We start from the raw sequence: 2,803 nt of genomic DNA, 5'->3' as shown, positions 1-2,803 counted from the left end.
CTGCCGGACTACATGATCCCCGCCGCCTTCGTCGTGCTCGACACGCTGCCGCTCACGCCGAGCGGCAAGCTCGATCGCAACGCCCTGCCTGCCCCCGACCTGCAACTGCACGGCGAATACACGCCACCGCGAACGGCGACGGAGAAGCTCCTTGCCGCCCTCTGGGCCGAGACGTTCGGGCTCGCGCGCGTGAGCATCCATGACAACTTCTTCGACCTCGGCGGTCACTCGCTGCTGGTGACGCATCTGATCTCGAAAATCCGCGCTGCGTTCGAGGTCGAGCTGCCCCTCGGTACGCTGTTCGAGGTTTCCACCATCGCCGGGCTCGCCGAACGACTCGACCAGGCCCAGGCGGCGGCACGACCGGCGCTTCGGCCCGTCGCGCGTCCGGAGGTGATCCCGCTCTCCTTCGCGCAAAGTCGCCTCTGGTTCCTCAACCATCTCGAAGGACAAAGCCCGCGCTATAATCTCACGCTGGCACTCCGCATTCGTGGTCCCCTCGACCGCGACGCCCTCGAATCCGCGCTCGCCGATCTGGTCGAGCGACATGAGAGTCTGCGTACCGTGTTCCCGGAAACGGCCGGCACACCGCGCCAGTTGATCCTAGATGCGGAAATCGCCCGGCCGATCCTCGCGGTGGCGGCAACCACCGAGGCCGAGCTTCCCGAAGCGCTCACCGCGGCCGCCAGCCGCGGCTTCGATCTCGCGGTCGAACCGCCGCTGCGCGTCGACCTTTTCGTGCTGACGCCGCAGGACCAGGTTCTGTTACTGCTGGTTCACCATATTGCCGGCGACGGCGCCTCGCTTGGGCCGCTGGCTCGCGATCTCGCCATCGCCTATGCCGCGCGGAGTGAAGGCAACGCGCCTGGCTTCACGCCGCTGCCGCTGCAATATGCCGACTACACGCTTTGGCAGCACGCGCTGCTCGGCAACGAAGATGATTCCGAAAGCCCGATCGCGCGCCAGTTCGCCTATTGGAAGACCGTGCTGGATGACCTGCCGGAGCAACTTGAGTTGCCGGTCGACCATTCGCGGCCGGCCGTTTCCAGCCATCATGGCGATGTCGTCGCCTTCGAGATCGCGCCGGAATTGCACCAACGCCTGCTGGTGCTGGCGCGCGAGCAGCAGTGCAGCCTGTTCATGGTACTGCAGGCCGGCCTCGCCGCGCTGCTCACGCGACTCGGCGCGGGTACCGACATCCCGATCGGCAGCCCGATCGCGGGGCGAACCGATCACGCTCTCGACGACCTGATCGGATTTTTCGTCAACACCGTGGTGCTGCGCACCGACACCGCCGGAAATCCCAGCTTCCGCGAGTTGGTGGATCGCGTCCGCGCCACCGATCTCGACGCCTATGCCAATCAGGATTTGCCGTTCGAGCGCCTCGTCGAGGCGATCAACCCGACACGGTCGCTGAGCCGTCACCCGCTGTTCCAGGTGATGCTGGCGTTCCAGAACGCGGGCTTGCCGACCAGCCTCGACATGCCCCGCCTCACTATTGTCCCCGAGCCGATCAGCAGCGGCGTTGCCAAATTCGACCTCGCCTTGGTCTTGACCGAGAGTTCCGCCGCGCACGGCGTGTCGGGTGGGATCGAGGGCAGGATCGAATACAGCACCGATCTGTTCGAGCGGAAAACCGTCGAAGCCATCGCCGCGCGACTGTTACGCCTGTTCGAATCCGCGATTGCCGCGCCGGATCAGCCGATTGGCGCTATCGACATTCTCGATGCGGCGGAGCGGCATCGGCTGGTGGTCGAGTGGAATGACACCGCACGCGACGTGCCGCAGACGACATTGCCGGCGCTGATCGAAGCTCAGGTCGCGCGACGCGGTGACGCCGACGCCGTGATCTGCGAGGACACCACGCTCAGCTACGCCGCCCTCAACGCCCGCGCCAACCGGCTCGCGCATCTTTTGATCGCGCAAGGCGCCGGCCCGGAGCGGATTGTCGCCCTTGCTTTGCCGCGTTCGGCCGAACTGATCGTCGGGCTGCTCGCCATCGCCAAGAGCGGCGCCGCCTATCTGCCGCTCGACCCGGATTATCCCGTCGACCGCCTCGCCTTCATGCTTACCGACGCCAGGCCAGTGTGCCTCGTCACCAGCAACGCCATTGCCCAGCGCCTGCCCGAGACCGCCCCCCGTCTCGTGCTGGATCATCCCGACACCGCCGGCGTGCTCGCTCGCCAGCCGGACAGCAATCCGCGCGACGAGGATCGCAGCGCACCGCTCACCCCGCTCGACCCCGCCTACGTCATCTACACCTCCGGCTCCACCGGAACCCCGAAAGCCGTCGTCGTCTCGCATATCGGCATCACCAGCCTCGCCGGCGCCCAGATCGAGCGGCTCGGCATCATGGCCGAGTCGCGCGTGCTGCAATTCTCCTCATCGAGTTTCGACGCTTCGATCATGGAAGTGCTGATGGCGTTCCCGGCGGGAGCCGCGCTGGTGGTGCCGCAGGCCGGCCTGATGGCCGGCGAGATCCTTGCCGATACGCTGATCCGGCACGCCGTCAGCCATGCGCTGATTCCGCCGGCGGTTCTCGCTGGCCTGCCGACCGAGCGGCTCGAGCAATTCCGCACTTTGATCGTCGGCGGCGACGCTTGCCCACCCGATCTGGTGGCGCGCTGGTCGGAAGGCCGGCGGATGGTCAACGCCTATGGACCGACCGAAACCACGATCTGCGCCACCATGAGCATGCCGCTGTCCGGCGCGGCGGATCCGCCGATCGGGCGTCCGATCTGGAACACACGGGTCTACGTGCTGGACAATGGATTGCAGCCGGTGCCGGTCGGCGTGGCGGGCG

At 66.8% G+C, this 2,803-nt stretch carries 1 protein-coding gene; it reads left to right on the top strand.

The features are described 5' to 3' along the window. Positions 1 to 2,803: condensation domain-containing protein (locus N554_RS0130370; RefSeq protein WP_029586883.1), on the top strand; the 2,803-nt coding region annotated here is incomplete at both ends.

Origin of the sequence: Bradyrhizobium sp. URHD0069 (assembly GCF_000701345.1) — a bacterium.
GTDB lineage: Bacteria > Pseudomonadota > Alphaproteobacteria > Rhizobiales > Xanthobacteraceae > Bradyrhizobium.
The sequence above is the reverse complement of the archived record's forward strand: the minus strand, read 5'-3'. Positions and strand labels throughout refer to the sequence as shown.